Consider the following 15,193-nt stretch of genomic DNA (forward strand, 5'->3'; position numbering starts at 1 on the left):
TATATTTTTTACAATTCAATTCCTCTCAATACCTCCAGAAATCTTTGATGCATTTCTTCGGAATAATCCAGGTGAGTTACTACTCTTAGTTTCCCCTGTCCCATATTGCTGATCCTTATATTCTCCTTCTGAAGAGCTTTCATAAAAACAGCTTCATCTGAAGCATTTTTTAAATAGAAAATGACAATATTGGTTTCAACAGGCTCTACTTCCCCAATATAACTTTGCTCTTTTAGGGTTCTGCCAATTTCTGAAGCTCTTTTGTGATCTTCGGCCAAACGCTCCACGTGGTTATCAAGAGCATAGATTCCGGCAGCGGCCATAAAACCTATCTGGCGCATTCCACCACCAAGAACTTTTCTCACCCGCATGGCATTCTTCATAACTTTTTTGTCCCCTATAAGAACAGTTCCCAGCGGAGTTCCGAGCCCCTTTGAAAGACAGACAGAAACTGTATCAAACACCTTCCCGTACTCCTTAGGATCTTCTTTTTTGGCAACAAGAGCATTAAAAAGTCGTGCGCCATCGAGGTGGAAACCAAGATTGTGCTCATCACACACCTTTCTAATCCTTTTGATCTCTTCAAAATCATAACAGGCTCCGCCACCCTTATTTGTTGTGTTTTCCAGACATACGAGTGTGGTAAGCGGACTATGATAAAAGTCGGGAGGATTGATATTTTCCTCCACCTGGGCTGCAGTGATCATTCCGCGGTGGCCGTCCACCAATTTGCAGGAAACTCCGCTGTTGAAGGAAGCGCCACCGCCTTCGTAATTATAAACATGGGCCCATTTATCGCAAATAAGCTGATCGGCGGGCTGGGTGTGTAGCTTAATGGCCGCCTGGTTGGCCATACTTCCGGTTGGAAAAAAAAGTGCTTCATCCATTCCGAACATATCGGCCAGTTTTCTTTCCAGCTTATTTACTGTGGGATCTTCTTTATAAACATCATCGCCTACTTCGGCGTTGATAATTGCCTGCATCATACCTTCAGTAGGTTTAGTGACTGTGTCACTTCTAAGATCTATTTCTTTCATGATTTAATTTTAAACGTTTGACCTTCAGAAATAGAGCCAGAAAGCGGCATTTTTGAAGGTGCATAAAACTATAAAATATTCGTAAAATAGTTTCCGGGAACCCTCATAAATTCTATTTTTGTTGAAAATTCAAGTATGCTTACTATAGATACTATTAAAGATCTCAAAGATCGCCTGGTTGCGTTAAGGAGGTATCTTTGACGTTGATGCCAAAAAAATAGAGATATCCAATCTCCAGGAAAAAACCCTGGCACCCGATTTCTGGAACGATCCAAAAAAGGCTGAACTTCTTTTAAAAGAACTCAATTCCCAAAAAAAATGGGTTGATGACTATGAAGAGGCGGTCACTCTTGTGGATGACCTCGAAGTGATTTTTGAATTCTACAAAGAAGGGGAAGCCACCGCCGAAGACGTCGAGGAAAGACATGAGAAATCCAGAACCCTAATTGAGGACCTGGAATTTAAGAACATGCTTTCGGAAGAAGGGGACAATTTGAGTGCGGTTCTTCAGGTAACTGCCGGTGCCGGTGGTACCGAGAGTTGCGACTGGGCAGAAATGCTTATGCGAATGTACCTGCGCTGGGCCGAAGATCGCGGCTACTCTGTGCGCGAGCTCAATTACCAGGCCGGGGAAGTTGCGGGAATAAAAACCGTCACCATTGAAATAGAAGGAGAATTTGCCTTTGGGTGGCTAAAAGGGGAGAACGGGGTGCACCGCCTGGTGAGGATCTCTCCTTTTGACAGTAATGCCAAAAGACATACTTCCTTTGCCAGCGTCTATGTTTATCCTTTAGCCGATGACACTATCGAAATTGACATCAATCCTGCAGATATTTCCTGGGAAACCATGAGATCATCTGGTGCGGGAGGACAAAATGTAAACAAGGTCGAAACCGCCGTAAGGCTTCGTCACGCCCCGTCGGGAATTGTCGTAGAAAATTCTGAAACAAGGTCTCAATTAGATAACAAGACCAAGGCGATGCAGTTGCTTAAGAGTCAGCTTTATGAAATTGAACTTCAGAAGCAACAGGCACAGCGAAGGGAAATTGAGGATTCAAAAATGAAAATTGAATGGGGATCGCAAATTAGAAATTACGTAATGCACCCGTATAAACTGGTGAAGGATGTTCGAACCGGCGAAGAAACCGGAAATGTAGATGCGGTAATGGACGGCGATATCAACCAGTTCCTTAAAGCGTTCCTTATGATGATGGGACAAAAAGTAGAAGAGTAACAAGACTTGAGATCTGAGATTTGAGATAAATGGAAGAATTTCTTTCATCCAACAACAAGTCTACTATCTCACGTCTAACATCTAATATCTATTAAACATGATTACAATTTACCACAACACCAGATGCAGAAAATCCAGGGAAGGGCTGGAAATCCTGAAAGCATCTGGAAAGGATTTTGAGATTAGAGAATACCTGAAGCAACCACTTAGTGAAAAAGAACTTGCAGCTCTTCTTCAGAAATTAAACATGGCTCCTATTGAACTGGTGCGGACTGAAGAAAAGATCTGGAAGGAAAATTATCGCGACCGGGACCTCAGCGACAATGAATTGATAAGGATAATGGCGGAGCATCCTAAACTTATTCAGCGCCCGGTGGTAAAAACCGATACCAAAGCCGTAGTTGGACGACCGGCCTCCAATATTGAAGATCTTATTGCTTAAAAGCAAATTCACTTTAGCAGAAGGTATAATTTCCTGCAGAGGTTACTTTTGAGCCCTTCGTTTTTCCCACTTGATAACTGCATTGTAAAATATTGACAATCATTCAGTTATCAAAAATGTTTATTTTTTTAGAGAAAAAATTAAACCATTTGGTTTTTTAGCTGTCAAAGAATAAAAACCAAATATGATTGCGAGCATAAGCCGGCACCGCTGCAGTGCCTTATTTTTTTCCTTCTTTTTTCTACTTTCTTTTTCAGCCTTTGCACAAGGCGCCCAGTATGAGGTTTCGGGAAAAGTGACCGATGAGCAGGGAACACCCCTGGAATACGCCACCATTTCTTTTCAAAGCACCAATGATCCTGATAAACTAACGGGAGGGATCACAGATGCGCAGGGAAATTTTGCTATTGAAGTACCGGAAGGAAATTATGTTATCACTGCAGAATTTATTGGTTTTAGTCCAAAGAAATTTCCCGCCCGCCAGATCAATTCGGATATCGAAATGGGCCGAATAGTATTGGGAATGGCCGCAGGAGAATTGGAAGAGGTTGTGGTCACTGCAGAAACCACGCAGGTTGAAGTCAGACTTGACAAAAAAATATACAACATAGGAAAAGACCTTACCACGGCAGGAGGTACAGTGGCCGATGCACTTAATAATGTACCCTCTGTAGCTGTAGATATCGAAGGCGGGATTAGTTTGAGAGGAAATGAGAACGTTCGCATCCTTATTAATGGAAAACCTTCAGCCATGGCGGGGTTTGGAAATACAGATGTTCTTTCTCAACTTCCGGCAGATGCTATTGAGCGCGTCGAGGTCATCACCTCCCCTTCAGCAAGATATGATGCAGAAGGTACAGCAGGTATCCTAAATATCATTCTGAAGAAAGAAAAGACCCTTGGCTTCAATGGATCTGTTACAGCACAGGTAGGACACCCCGACCAGGTGGGACTTTCAGCCAATGTCAACTACAGGACAGATAAATTCAACTTTTTTAATACTACAGGATTCAGATATTTTGATGCTCCCGGTAATGCTTTTTCCGACACTTATTATTTTGCAAGAAACGAAGCAGATCCATATCGACTCATTGAGGACAGGGATATGCAGCGGTTAAACAGAAATTTCAACACTAACTTTGGAGTTGAATATTATATTACAGATATGTCTTCTATAACTGCCACAGCTTTTTTGAGGTATGGAGAAGATGAAGATCTCACTACAAATATGAGCCGAAGATTTGACACATCAGACCCCGAAAACAGGGGAATCCTGGTGCGTAGAACTGAGCGGGTCGAAGCTGAAATGGAAGAAGATAACAGTTATCAATTTTCGATAAATTACATCAATAAATTCAACAACAGTGGACATCAACTCACGGCAGATCTTCAATATGAAAACGATGCGGAAACACAGACCAGTGTTGTAAATGAGAAGTTGCTCCTGAACGAGCTGCCCGATGAGCCCGATTTCTTTGACGAGGAAGCAGTTACTGAAGAGACGCAAGAGGAATACCTGATACAGGCAGATTATGTACTTCCCATTGGGGAAGAATCTCAGTTCGAAGCTGGTTTCCGTGGGAATTTTGAAGAGGAGTTAACTGAGTACGTTCTAGAACTGGAAGATCCTATGACGGGGAATTTCGTAATTAATGATACTCTTTCGAATGACTTCACATATAATGAAAATGTTCTTTCCTTATACTCCCAATATGGAACGAAGATCGGAGATTTCTCTTTCCTACTGGGACTAAGGCTTGAAAACACTCAGCTAAAAGGAAAAATTGAGTCGGAATTAACTGAAGCCGAACTACAAGATGCTTACGGTATCCCGATTGATACAGATTTTGACAACAATTATCTCGGACTCTTTCCAACTGTGAATATAATTTATGAAATTGATGAAAGAGAAAATATAACCATTGGCTACAACAGAAGGATCAACAGGCCGCGTGGTTGGTATATGAACCCATTCCCATCGAGATCAAGCAGAATTAATATTTTCCAGGGAAATCCAAATCTTGAACCGGCTTTTTCAAATGCGTTCGATGTAGGTTATCTAAAGAGATGGGATGAAAAACTAACGCTTACTTCCTCTGTCTATTACCAGCGGGAAACCAATTCTTTCCAGCGAATTGAGGAATCTACGGGAGAATTTACTGAAGAAGATGGAATCCTCATTATAAGAACGATCCCGGTTAATTTCGCTACCAATACAAGGATTGGTGCGGAAGCCGGTGCTCTTTACAACCCTACCGACTGGTTAAGGCTTAACGGAAGTATTAACTTTTTTCAATTCGACACAGAAGGAGAATACAGAGGTGACTTCTACAGTGCTAAGAACACCAGCTGGTTTGCGCGATTTAGTTCTAAACTTACCTTACCGGCCGAAATACAGTGGCAGACTAACGCTTTCTATAGAGGTGCCTCCGAAGATATCCAGGGAACTCAAGATGGATTGCTTTCGATAGATATGGCCGTGGCCAAAGAGTTCTTTAATGAAACCCTTTCTCTATCACTTAACGTAAGAGACTTGTTAAACTCAAGAAAAAGGGAATCCATTTCGACCACCGACTTCTATACGAGAGATAGTCGATTCCAGTGGAGACAGCGCAGTGTCACCCTTTCCCTTACCTACAGATTTAATCAGCAGAAAAGAGATCAGAGACGTAATGAGCGGGACTCTGGAAATGGTGAAGACAATGGAGGGGAAGGAGAATTTTAGGATCCCTAAAACTATATCAATAAGAAAAGCCGTCAAATTGACGGCTTTTATATTTTAATACGGTCTGAGAGTGCCAAAAAAATCCTTTTTAAGCTTTTTCTCTTTCCAGGCGTTTCTTTTCTTTCCTTTCATCGAGCATTTCTTTAACTGCTCCTCCAATCCAATAAGGAATTATGGCTGTTAAGAACAACATTACCCAAAACCCGATGAGCAGTATAATAAGAAAAGCTAAAAAGCCCAGATATTGATCAAATTCAAACATGTTTGCTATTTTATTGAATCTTTGCCAAAGATAGAAACTCTGAGAGGTAATCACAAAAGTTTTTATTTTATTTTTTGTTCACTGGACTTCAGAGAATTTGTGGGATATTTTTCTCTTGCGCCATCTAATTTTGTTCTTTTTAAAGTGCTTAAATTTTGGCGAAAATGTAAATTTGTAATAAACCCAATACAATCATGGAATACAGAATAGAAAAAGATACAATGGGGGAAGTCAAAGTCCCTTCAGATAAACTGTGGGGAGCACAAACAGAACGCTCCCGAAATAACTTTAAAATTGGTGCTCCCGGTTCTATGCCTCTGGAGATCATTTACGGCTTTGCCTACCTTAAAAAAGCTGCAGCTTTTACCAACTGTGAACTTGGTGCTCTTACTGTAGACAAAAGAGATTATATCGCCCGGGTATGCGACGAGATCCTTGAAGGAAAGCATGATGATCAATTTCCTTTGGTGATATGGCAAACAGGAAGTGGGACTCAAAGTAACATGAACCTCAATGAGGTTATAGCAAATCGTGCCCAGCAAATTGCAGGCAAAGAGATTGGAGAGGGTGAAAAAGTACTTTCTCCCAATGATGATGTAAACAAATCCCAATCGTCCAATGACACTTTCCCTACAGGCATGCACATTGCGGTTTATAAGAAGATCGTGGAAACAACAATTCCCGGAGTTAAGAAACTGCGCAATACTTTAAAGAAGAAGTCGGAAGAATTTAAGGACGTAGTAAAAATTGGTCGTACCCACTTCATGGATGCCACTCCCCTAACCCTGGGACAGGAATTCAGCGGCTATGTTTCCCAGCTTGACCACGGTCTAAATGCTCTTGAAAACACTTTGCCCCACCTTTCGGAACTGGCTTTGGGAGGAACAGCCGTTGGAACAGGATTGAATACTCCAAAAGGTTACTCTAAACGTGTTGCAGAATTTATTGCGAAGTTCACAGAGCTCCCCTTTATTTCTGCACCAAATAAGTTCGAGGCTCTTGCTGCACATGACGCTTTTGTGGAGACCAGTGGCGCTTTAAAAACACTTGCAGTTTCTCTTAATAAAATTGCCAATGATGTTCGTATGCTGGCATCTGGTCCAAGAAGTGGTATTGGAGAGATCTTAATCCCCGCTAATGAACCGGGATCTTCTATTATGCCCGGTAAAGTAAACCCGACCCAGGTAGAAGCCCTAACCATGGTTTGCGCCCAGGTAATAGGAAATGATGTTACCATCAATGTTGGAGGGATGCAGGGACAGTTTGAACTCAATGTGTTTAAACCGGTAATGGCTGCTAATATCCTTCAAAGTGCACAACTTCTTGGAGATGCCTGTGCATCTTTTGATGAACATTGTGCTGCGGGAATTGAACCTAACAAGCCGAGAATACAGGAGCTTCTTAACAATTCCCTCATGCTGGTAACTGCCCTAAACACAAAAATAGGATATTACAAAGCAGCCGAAATCGCAAATACTGCGCATAAAAACGGCACTACATTAAAAGAAGAAGCAGTGAATTTAGGATATGTCTCTGCCGAGGAATTTGATGAATGGGTCAAACCTCAGGATATGGTTGGTTCCCTAAAATAAATTTATAACTACATCAAAAAGAGGGTCTTAAAATATAGGTTTTTAAGACTCTTTTTTATTTAAGAAAATCCTGTTTTTAGTCTCCTCATATTTCAGTAAAAAATCCTATTTTCACAGCCTTATTCCCTACACCTAATGATAAAAAAAGTCGAACTCAACTGCGGAGTGATCTGGGTTCATGACAGGATACTTATAAATGAAATGAACGAAGGGGCTCTACTGGATGTGGAGACAAACAGGAAAATTTTGCAAATTGGTCACGATAGTTTTAATAATGACTTTTTTGGTTACATCTCCCACAGGATAAACTCTTACGCCGTAAATCCCATGGTATATAGAGAATCTGCAGAAAACCCTCAATTAAAAGCAATAGCTGTCGTTTCCAAAGATCCCGTGACCCGTCAAACTGCACTTCTTGAACAGCAGTTTTATGCAAATAAGAACTGCTTTAAGATCTTCAGTTCACTCGAAGAAGCCACAGCATGGATGTTTGAATTGATCAATTCCTATTCAAATGCAAATTCTGTAAGGTTATAATTCTTTAGAAACTTCCTGGCTTTCTGGATATAAGGTGCCATCACAATATCCTCCTTGACTAAAGGAACTTCCTTTCGGAAATCCTCGATAAGTTTTTGCAGCATAGGAGAAGTTTTGTGCTTTCCTCTATAGGAAAGCGCCTGGGAGGCATTATAAAGCTCGATCGCCAGTACCGTAGCTACATTATCAATTACCTTCACAACTTTTGTAGCCGCATTAGCCCCCATACTTACGTGATCTTCCTGCCCGTTCGAAGACACAATCGAATCAATACTTGCAGGGCTGCAAAGTTGTTTGTTCTGGCTAACTATGCTGGCAGCAGTGTATTGCGGAATCATGAATCCGCTGTTGAGACCGGGAGCATCCACCAGGAAAGCGGGCCCTCTCAAGCCCGAAACCAGTTGATATATCCTTCTTTCTGAAATATTTCCCAGCTCTGCCATTGCAATGGCAAGATAATCTAGAGGCAGGGCAATTGGTTGTCCGTGAAAATTCCCTCCGGAAATGATCTTATCGGCATCCACAAAAATGTTCGGATTATCGGTAACCGAATTGATCTCTGTTTTAAAACTTTTATAGACAAAATCGAGAGTATCCTTGCTCGCACCATGTACCTGCGGAATACACCTAAAAGAATATGGATCCTGCACATTCTGTTTTACCTGTTCCGCAATCTCACTACCCTCCAGGATCTTTCTTATTCTTTCGGCTGTTTTTATCTGTCCCCTGTGGGGTCTTACAAGATGTACCAACTCATTAAAAGGAGAAATATTACAATCAAATGCATCCACAGACAGAGCTCCAATAATATCGGCCCACATAGAAAGCCGGTTAGCCTTAAGAAGGGCATAAACCCCGTGAGCACTCATGAACTGAGTTCCGTTGAGCAAGGCCAACCCTTCTTTTGATTGTAAAGTGATAGGTTCCCAACCGAATTTCTTCAGCATTTCTTCGGAAGGAATTATTTTTCCGTCGAGATAGACTTCTCCCTTTCCGATCAAAGGCAGCGACAAATGGGCCAGCGGAGCCAAATCGCCCGAAGCTCCCAACGAACCCTGGGAGTATACCACCGGCAGCACATCTTCGTTAAAAAAGTCTATCAACCTGTTAACCGTCTCCATTGACACCCCTGAATGTCCATAGTTAAGTGACTGAATTTTAAGCAGAAGCATTAATCTTATGATAGGTTTTGATACTTTTTCCCCTGTTCCGCAGGCGTGAGACATTACAAGGTTCTCCTGAAGTTTAGTAAGATTTTCAGAAGAGATCTTTACGTTACACAAAGATCCAAAACCGGTATTTATGCCATAAATGGGAGTTTTATTCTCCTTCATCTTATTGTCGAGATACTTTCTCGCCTTCTCGATATGATAAATAGCCTCCTCACTTAAAGCAAGACTTTTTTTCTTTTCCAGTATCTCTCTTATTTCTTCAATATCAAGAACAGAAGAACTTATATAATGACAATCTCTCATTAGGAATTGTTGGTTTGTTTGTTTTCAAAAAGGTCAAATATGGCCGCTCCTGTATTTTTAGCAATATCTCCTGCTATTACTCCTTCATAGCTAAGTTTTTCGGCTGCAAGATCGCCCGATTTCCCATGCAGATAAACTCCCAGTACCGCTGCACGTAAAGGTTCATAACCCTGGCCAATAAGGGCTGTAAGGATCCCCGTTAGGACATCGCCGCTACCTGCTGTTGCCATCCCGGGATTTCCTGTTGTGTTGATAAAAATATCATTTGGGGCCACAGTAAAGGTGTAAGTCCCTTTTATCACCACCACAACCTTATATTTTGTAGCAAAGGATCTTACCTTCTCAAGTTTTTCAAAATCATCTTTCCAGGAACCAATTAATCTCTCCAGTTCTTTAGGGTGAGGAGTCAACAAACTGCCTTCGGGTAAATGATCAAGTAATTTATTATTTTTCGAAAGTATATTTAGTCCATCGGCGTCTATGACCATGGGTTTTCTGTAATTTTTCAGCAATTGCTCAAAAGCCTTCACTGTTTCTTCATTAGTCCCTACTCCTATTCCAAAACCTATCACATCTGGCTCAAGATCAAATTCCAGATTTGTAAGCATCTCATTATGAGAGTCGGTTAAGACCATAGCTTCAGGAAGGGACGTTTGAAGTATTTCATAACCGCATTTAGGCGCAAAAATAGTCACCAGCCCAGCACCCGCCCGCATTGCGGCAGTTGCAGAAAGACAAACGCTGCCTATTTTCCCGTAGCTCCCTCCAATAATGAGGGCATGGCCGTAAGTGCCTTTATGGGAAAACCTTTTACGGGGAGTGTAAAGTGCTTTGGCTTCAGGTTTTGAAATTAACTGGGCTGCAGCCGGGGCATTCTGAAGAAAATCGGTGTCCAGACCAATATCCAGAATTTGAAGGTCCCCCACAAATGGCGCAGTACCGGGCATGTAAAATGCCATTTTTGGCACCTGAAAAGTAATGGTATAGCTTGCCTGAATGATCGACTCCTCGTCTTCAACCGCGGCATCGGCCATAAGCCCCGACGGCATATCAATAGACAGAACAAAAGCACCTGAACCGTTAATGTGCCTTACCAGCGAAGCAACCCAATCGGGCAGCGGACGGTTTAGTCCTACTCCAAAGATGGCATCCACAACAAAATCTCCGTATTTTATTTCAGGGAAATCTTCTTCAGATTTTAAAAGTATGGGCCATTCTTTACTATGATTCTTAACCCGATCATAATTCAGCAAAAAGTCCTGGGAACGTTGGTCGCTGTAGTTTACGATATATATGGTAACATCGTAACCTGCTTCTATCAACTGCCGGCCAACTACCAGGCCGTCCCCTCCATTATTACCTATTCCGCAAAAGATCTTGACAGGAATAGGAGCTCCCTCCAATCGCCTGTGGATCTCTTCGAACACCAGGCTGGCAGCTCTCTCCATAAGTTCGGTGGAGGATATCCCCTGCTTTTCAATGGTGAGCTTATCGGCCTCCTTTATTTGTTTGGCGCTAAGGATCTTCATTGGTCTTTGCTTTTTGAAAAGTTATACAAATATAGAATTTCCATTGGCCCTATCCCTGCCTTATCTATTTCTGTTGAAAATTTCCTTAATAAACCCTCATTCTTTTCTGAAATTAATAAATTTGTGCAAAATAATTTTTAAATGAAAAATACTGCCCTTACCTCTACCCATATAGAACTTGGAGCCAAAATGGTTCCTTTCGCAGGTTATAACATGCCCGTTTCTTATGATGGTGTAAATATTGAACACGAAACCGTAAGAAAAGCGGTAGGTGTATTTGACGTTTCTCACATGGGAGAATTCCTCATCACCGGGGAAAATGCTCTCGCATTGATCCAGAAAATAAGCTCCAACGATGCTTCCAAACTTACAGATGGCAAGGCCCAGTACAGCTGTATGCCCAACAACGAAGGGGGTATTGTAGATGACCTTATCATTTATCGCTTCAACGAAGAGAAATACCTTCTTGTAGTAAATGCTTCTAATATTGAGAAGGACTGGAACTGGATCTCTCAACACAATACTATGGATGCCACCATGCGCGATCTTTCAGATGAATATTCGCTGCTGGCTATCCAGGGACCTAAAGCTGCCGAAGCTATGCAGTCCCTTACAGATGTTGATCTTAAAGAAATAAAATTCTACACCTTTGAAGTGGCACCTTTTGGCGGAGCCGAAAATGTAATCATATCGGCTACGGGATATACCGGCAGCGGCGGATTTGAGATCTACGTAAAGAACGATGATGCCCAGCGGGTATGGGACAGGGTTTTTGAAGCAGGTGCAGACTATGGCATAAAACCGGTTGGTCTTGCTGCAAGAGATACTTTGCGACTGGAAATGGGCTTTTGTCTCTACGGAAATGACATTGATGACACTACTTCCCCAATAGAAGCAGGTCTTGGGTGGATCACGAAGTTCACAAAGGACTTTGTAAATTCTGAAGCTCTTAAGGAACAAAAAGAAAATGGTCCCGCCCGAAAGCTGATTGGTTTCGAACTTAACGAACGTGGTATTCCCCGCCAGGGCTATGACATCGTAGATGATAATGGCAAGGTTATTGGCAATGTAACTTCAGGAACCATGTCCCCATCTCTTGAAAAAGGTATTGGAATGGGCTATGTTCCTGTAGAGTTGGCCAAGCCGGGAAGTCGAATTAATATCCAGATACGCAAAAAAACCCTTCCTGCTACAGTGGTCAAAATGCCATTTTATAAAGGATAGTTTTTGAAAAAAATATTGATCTTAGGGGGAAGCGGCTTTATCGGGAATTCCCTGTATAAAGAGCTTTACCCCTATTTTGATACCCACGCTACTTACCGCACAGAAAATGCCTTTTTTGCAAAGAACCAAAAATTCCATCAGTTCGACCTTGAGCGGGAAAGTGCAAGTATTATTCTGGAAAACCTGCGTCCTAATGTAATCGTTTCTGCTCTCCGCGGAAATTTCCTCGCACAGGTACATACCCATTTTGAAATTATAGATTACATTCAAAAGAACAAGAACACGAAGCTTATTTTTCTTTCTTCGGCCAATGTTTTTGACGCTTTTACAAACTACCCTTCTTACGAATACGACAAAACACTTTCTCAAAGTGTTTACGGAAGGTTCAAGATCAAAATTGAAAATGCACTGCTGCGACTGCCCAACAATAAATATGTTATTGCCAGGCTGCCTATGGTTTTTGGAGCCAACTCCCCCCGCGTGAATGAGATCAAACGCCAGCTGAAGGAACATGAGGCTATTGAAGTTTTTTCCAATGTAGTTGTGAATGCTACTTACGAAGCTAAGGTAACCCAGCAACTGCACTATATCATCAATAGAAACAGGCAGGGCGTATTTCACCTTGGAAGCAATGATCTTATTCATCACAATGATCTGGTAGGCGAAATTTGTGAAGCTCTGGGAGAAAAGAAGCCACTGCTTAAGAATGTTTACGACTCCAACTTTGACCGCTTTCTGGCCGTTATTCCAAAAGATAACCTTCTTCCAAAGAATTTACAGATCTCCATCCAGGATGTAGTGGGCAGCACCCTGGTTTCCTAGTTGTTAATCTTCTACTAATTCTATTTTGCCCTCTGCGAGGTTATGTAACTTTAGTAAAACTAAAACCAGAAGCTATGCAAATTCTAGACAAAAATGAGATCAACAAGAGACTGGAAGACCTTGAAGGATGGGAGTTTAAAGATGATGCCATTCATACCTCCTTTCAATTTGAAAATTTCAAAGAAGCATTTTCGGTTATGGTAAGGATCGCTTTTGAAGCCGAAGCCCAGCAACACCATCCCGACTGGTCAAATGTTTACAATGAACTACAAATTTCCCTCTCCACACACGATGCCGGCGGAGTGACCGAAAAGGATTTTAAACTGGCGCGGAGCATTGAAAATATAGTAGATGCAGGGGAATAATCTTTTTTAAGAGCTTGATGATTTTTCCTATTTTTACGCGACAATTAATACAAAGAAATGGGAAGAGCATTCGAATTTAGGAAAGCACGCAAAATGAAACGTTGGTCTGCTATGGCCAAAGCTTTTACTCGCATTGGGAAAGATATTGTAATGGCCGTAAAAGAAGGCGGTCCAGATCCCGACACCAATTCCAGGTTGCGGGCCGTGATCCAAAATGCGAAGAGTGTCAACATGCCCAAAGATAATATCGAACGCGCTATTAAACGGGCTTCAGATAAAAGTCAGGGTGACTATAAAATCGTGCTTTTTGAAGGTTATGCCCCACACGGGATCGCCGTGCTTGTAGAAACCGCTACAGACAATAACAACCGCACAGTAGCCAATGTTCGGTCATATTTCAACAAATGCGACGGAAACCTTGGAACTTCAGGCTCTGTAGAATTCATGTTTGATCATTCCTGTAACTTCAGGATCCCAAAAGAGGGTCTTGATGCCGAAGAACTTGAACTGGAACTAATCGACTTTGGTGCCGAAGAAGTTTTCGAAGATGAAGATGGCATTATTATTTATGCTCCTTTTGAAGCTTTTGGAGCCCTTCAGAAGGAATTGGAAAGTCGCGACATTGAGATCATTTCTTCAGGATTCGAATACATTCCGCAGGTAACTAAAAAATTATCTTCCGAAGAAGCAGCCGATGTTGAGAAACTTCTGGAAAAGCTGGAGGAGGACGATGATGTACAGCATGTATATCACACCATGGAAGAATCTACTGAAGAGGAAGAATAACAATAAGGGCCTGTTTTAAAGGTCTGATTTTTTGTTAACCTGAACATGTTTCAGGTTCTCATCATTACTAAAAATCAGATTAATGAGATTCTGAAATAAATTCAGAATGACGCTTAAATGGCTTTTCAGACAGTCTCTCTAGATTAAACTTCATGAAAACCGACGCGCACCAAAAGGCAATCAAAGCCTCTTACTATAGCATTTTTGGAAATGCGGCTTTAGCCATAATAAAAGGTGTGACCGGTATCTTTGGAAACTCCTATGCACTTATCGCCGATGCCATAGAGTCTACCACCGATGTTTTTTCAAGCCTTCTCGTGCTTTTTGGCTTAAAATATTCTGCCCGCCCGGCAGATGAAAATCATCCTTATGGGCACGGTCGTGTAGAACCTCTTATCACATTTGCTGTGGTGGGTTTCCTGGTTGTTTCGGCTACCATTATTGTAATGGAAAGTATTGAAAACATTCAAACCCCGCACAAGGTACCGAAACCTTATACCCTGATAGTTCTGGCGGCAATAATCTTTACCAAAGAGATCTTTTACAGGTTCATCAATAAAAAAAGTGAGGAAACAAAAAGCAGCTCTTTAAAAGCCGATGCCTGGCACCACCGTAGTGATGCTATCACCTCCCTAATGGCTTTTATTGGAATTTCCATTGCCCTATTTATGGGAAAAGGATACGAAACTGCCGATGATTGGGCGGCTCTGTTTGCTTCAGGATTTATTCTTTACAACGCCTATCTCATCTTAAGGCCTGCCCTGGGGGAAATCATGGATGAACATCTTTATGATGACATGGTTGAAGAGATTCGGGAGATCTCTCAAAAGGAGCAGGGAGTAATTGAGACCGAAAAATGTTTTATCCGTAAAACCGGAATGACTTTTCATGTAGATCTTCACGTAATTGTTGACGGTGAACTTTCGGTCAACCAGGGTCATGAAATTGCTCACAATCTTAAAGATCGCCTGTTGCATGAAATGCCCGAGGTGGCCGATATCCTCATCCACATCGAGCCGCACGACACAAACCACTCCTAAAAAATGCCATTTTTGACATCCTTTTTTTTAGCCTTCCCCTCTGCTAAATAAATACTAATCCTGCTCCCCCGTCTGCAGGGTAGAAGTCAATTCCCTATCTTTATAGGATAATCAAGAAATTTT

At 41.8% G+C, this 15,193-nt stretch carries 14 protein-coding genes; 10 read left to right on the forward strand and 4 right to left on the reverse strand.

Annotated elements, in window-relative coordinates; genetic code table 11:
• Nucleotides 1-8: 8 nt before the first annotated feature.
• Nucleotides 9-1,037 (reverse strand): threonine aldolase family protein, encoded by a 1,029-nt coding sequence (locus tag LA313_RS03870; protein ID WP_228913343.1) that lies wholly within the window; start codon nucleotides 1,035-1,037, stop codon nucleotides 9-11.
• 135 nt (nucleotides 1,038-1,172) lie between these two features.
• Here LA313_RS03870 and prfB point away from each other — a divergent pair.
• From prfB to LA313_RS03885, 3 genes are all read left to right on the forward strand, one after another.
• Nucleotides 1,173-2,271 (forward strand): peptide chain release factor 2 gene (gene prfB, locus LA313_RS03875; RefSeq protein ID WP_228913345.1). Its coding sequence is split into 2 segments (ribosomal slippage): nucleotides 1,173-1,235 and nucleotides 1,237-2,271, totalling 1,098 coding nucleotides; the frame shifts between segments, so codons are not numbered across the junction.
• A 97-nt stretch (nucleotides 2,272-2,368) separates the two neighbouring features.
• Nucleotides 2,369-2,713, forward strand: a complete 345-nt coding sequence (gene arsC / locus LA313_RS03880) for an arsenate reductase (glutaredoxin) (RefSeq protein ID WP_228913346.1) — start codon at nucleotides 2,369-2,371, stop codon at nucleotides 2,711-2,713.
• A 184-nt stretch (nucleotides 2,714-2,897) separates the two neighbouring features.
• On the forward strand, nucleotides 2,898-5,438 hold the full coding sequence (locus LA313_RS03885) for an outer membrane beta-barrel protein (protein WP_228913348.1): 2,541 nt from the start codon (nucleotides 2,898-2,900) through the stop codon (nucleotides 5,436-5,438).
• A gap of 88 nt (nucleotides 5,439-5,526) precedes the next feature.
• Here LA313_RS03885 and LA313_RS03890 read toward each other — a convergent pair whose 3' ends face one another.
• Nucleotides 5,527-5,700, reverse strand: a complete 174-nt coding sequence (locus LA313_RS03890; RefSeq protein ID WP_228913349.1) for a hypothetical protein — start codon at nucleotides 5,698-5,700, stop codon at nucleotides 5,527-5,529.
• A gap of 194 nt (nucleotides 5,701-5,894) precedes the next feature.
• On the opposite strand from LA313_RS03890, the gene fumC reads away from it, so the two are divergent.
• The gene (fumC, locus tag LA313_RS03895; RefSeq protein ID WP_228913350.1) at nucleotides 5,895-7,292 is read left to right on the forward strand and encodes a class II fumarate hydratase; all 1,398 of its coding nucleotides are present in this window, start codon (nucleotides 5,895-5,897) and stop codon (nucleotides 7,290-7,292) included.
• Between the two features lie 135 nt (nucleotides 7,293-7,427).
• On the forward strand, nucleotides 7,428-7,829 hold the full coding sequence (locus LA313_RS03900; RefSeq protein WP_228913351.1) for a hypothetical protein: 402 nt from the start codon (nucleotides 7,428-7,430) through the stop codon (nucleotides 7,827-7,829).
• Here LA313_RS03900 and hutH read toward each other — a convergent pair.
• Together hutH and LA313_RS03910 are read right to left on the reverse strand one after the other, a co-directional pair.
• The gene (gene hutH / locus LA313_RS03905) at nucleotides 7,799-9,304 is read right to left on the reverse strand and encodes a histidine ammonia-lyase (RefSeq protein WP_228913353.1); all 1,506 of its coding nucleotides are present in this window, start codon (nucleotides 9,302-9,304) and stop codon (nucleotides 7,799-7,801) included. The two genes, LA313_RS03900 and hutH, sit on opposite strands and share 31 nt — an antisense overlap.
• Nucleotides 9,304-10,833, reverse strand: a complete 1,530-nt coding sequence (locus tag LA313_RS03910) for an NAD(P)H-hydrate dehydratase (protein WP_228913354.1) — start codon at nucleotides 10,831-10,833, stop codon at nucleotides 9,304-9,306. Before LA313_RS03910 ends, hutH begins: the two co-directional genes overlap by 1 nt.
• A 141-nt stretch (nucleotides 10,834-10,974) precedes the next feature.
• Here LA313_RS03910 and gcvT point away from each other — a divergent pair, with 141 nt between their 5' ends.
• The 5 genes from gcvT (at nucleotide 10,975) to LA313_RS03935 (ending at nucleotide 15,070) form a co-directional block, all read left to right on the forward strand.
• Nucleotides 10,975-12,057, forward strand: coding sequence for a glycine cleavage system aminomethyltransferase GcvT (gene gcvT, locus LA313_RS03915; RefSeq protein ID WP_228913355.1), 1,083 nt, complete (start codon nucleotides 10,975-10,977; stop codon nucleotides 12,055-12,057).
• A gap of 3 nt (nucleotides 12,058-12,060) precedes the next feature.
• On the forward strand, nucleotides 12,061-12,879 hold the full coding sequence (locus tag LA313_RS03920; RefSeq protein WP_228913356.1) for a sugar nucleotide-binding protein: 819 nt from the start codon (nucleotides 12,061-12,063) through the stop codon (nucleotides 12,877-12,879).
• A 74-nt stretch (nucleotides 12,880-12,953) separates the two neighbouring features.
• The gene (locus LA313_RS03925) at nucleotides 12,954-13,244 is read left to right on the forward strand and encodes a 4a-hydroxytetrahydrobiopterin dehydratase (RefSeq protein WP_228913358.1); all 291 of its coding nucleotides are present in this window, start codon (nucleotides 12,954-12,956) and stop codon (nucleotides 13,242-13,244) included.
• A 57-nt stretch (nucleotides 13,245-13,301) separates the two neighbouring features.
• Nucleotides 13,302-14,030, forward strand: coding sequence for a YebC/PmpR family DNA-binding transcriptional regulator (locus LA313_RS03930; RefSeq protein WP_228913359.1), 729 nt, complete (start codon nucleotides 13,302-13,304; stop codon nucleotides 14,028-14,030).
• Between the two features lie 152 nt (nucleotides 14,031-14,182).
• On the forward strand, nucleotides 14,183-15,070 hold the full coding sequence (locus LA313_RS03935; RefSeq protein WP_228913360.1) for a cation diffusion facilitator family transporter: 888 nt from the start codon (nucleotides 14,183-14,185) through the stop codon (nucleotides 15,068-15,070).
• The last annotated feature ends 123 nt before the right edge of the window (nucleotides 15,071-15,193 follow it).

The sequence above is a fragment of the Salinimicrobium sediminilitoris genome (assembly GCF_020866905.1).
GTDB classification, from domain to species: domain Bacteria; phylum Bacteroidota; class Bacteroidia; order Flavobacteriales; family Flavobacteriaceae; genus Salinimicrobium; species Salinimicrobium sediminilitoris.